The following is a 1140-nucleotide window of genomic DNA, read 5'->3' as shown; positions in this document are numbered from 1 at the left end:
TATATCTTAGTTTTTATAGGGTAAATTAAGTTCTGTATTAAAGCAGTTAAAGATAAAGCTGAAAACTCCACCAGTCAGACCCTTTGGGAATACGATGTGCTGGGCGTATTGTAGCAGAAACTCAAAATGGGCATCGCATCACCCATCAGTACAATGCTTATGGCAATCGCACAGCGATGGAAAGTAGTTTGGGTGCAAAGCTGCAACACACCTACAATGAGTGGGGAGAGTGTGTGCGCACAGAGGTAAACCAACAAGCACAGGCGCAAACGCAAGCACAAACAACCACTCCCATAGCCTTATGGCAAGCGAGTTATGGTTATAATCGTATGGGCTGGGAGGTAGCACGATTTTTGCAGGGTGATGTAGTACAGCGGTAATGTTCCAGATATGTTGTTAAATCCTCATTGATAAGGCACGAGCTACAAGCTCGCGCCAGCGGGGGAAAATATAGTAGACACCACACATATGAAAGATATTAAAAAGAAAAAACATCACTAAATACATAAAAAAATGGACAAGTACACTAATTCTTTTAATATTAAAGTATTTTTAAATAGTAGAATTATTAAGGCAGATATAGAGGTAAGGGAAGAAAAAGAATATAATCCTATCATTAAGGATTTGATTTCAGGGAGAGAATGTCATTTAGAAGGCTTATTCAAAATTTTTCTTATGAAATATAAAGATCAAGAAGGCACTATATTATATAGTAAATCAGATCGTTTAAGTGATGCTTTTTATAAAATTTGCAACAAGGCTGATACACATAAAATTAAAATGCTTATTAAAGGTTGCACTTTAGGTTATTTTATGATCCCTAAATTACAGAACACTATAAAGGCAATAAATTTAAAAATTGGAGAACGAATTAATACAGAAAATAAAATTGTTTGTATTTTTGACATAGAAGAAAATATTAATAATATTGCCCCCTTTAGCCAAATATTAGAGTATTATAAAAAATGGCTACTCTCTATTAAAGGATTACCCTATTGAGCAAATATCAACCACATTGGTTGTCATATTAAACACACGAGTTTTGATTATGATGCAGTAGATAGTGGCACGAGCTGAAAGCTCGCACCAGCGGGGGAAAAACTATTGAAAGAATTTGAAAATTCACACTAAAATATATTA

General features: G+C 34.5%; 2 protein-coding genes. Both read left to right on the top strand.

Annotated features, from left to right (window positions below):
- The first annotated feature begins 83 nt into the window (after positions 1-83).
- Positions 84-380 (top strand): hypothetical protein, encoded by a 297-nt coding sequence (locus HMPREF9075_RS08635; RefSeq protein ID WP_009416159.1) that lies wholly within the window; start codon positions 84-86, stop codon positions 378-380.
- Between the two features lie 133 nt (positions 381-513).
- Positions 514-999: a hypothetical protein gene (locus HMPREF9075_RS08630; protein WP_002666174.1), complete on the top strand. Its 486-nt coding sequence runs from the start codon at positions 514-516 to the stop codon at positions 997-999.
- Positions 1000-1140 lie beyond the last annotated feature (141 nt).

The organism is Capnocytophaga sp. oral taxon 332 str. F0381 (assembly GCF_000318275.2).
In the GTDB taxonomy this organism is placed as follows: domain Bacteria; phylum Bacteroidota; class Bacteroidia; order Flavobacteriales; family Flavobacteriaceae; genus Capnocytophaga; species Capnocytophaga bilenii.
Note: the sequence above shows the minus strand (reverse complement) of the source record. Positions and strands in the feature narration are given on the sequence as shown.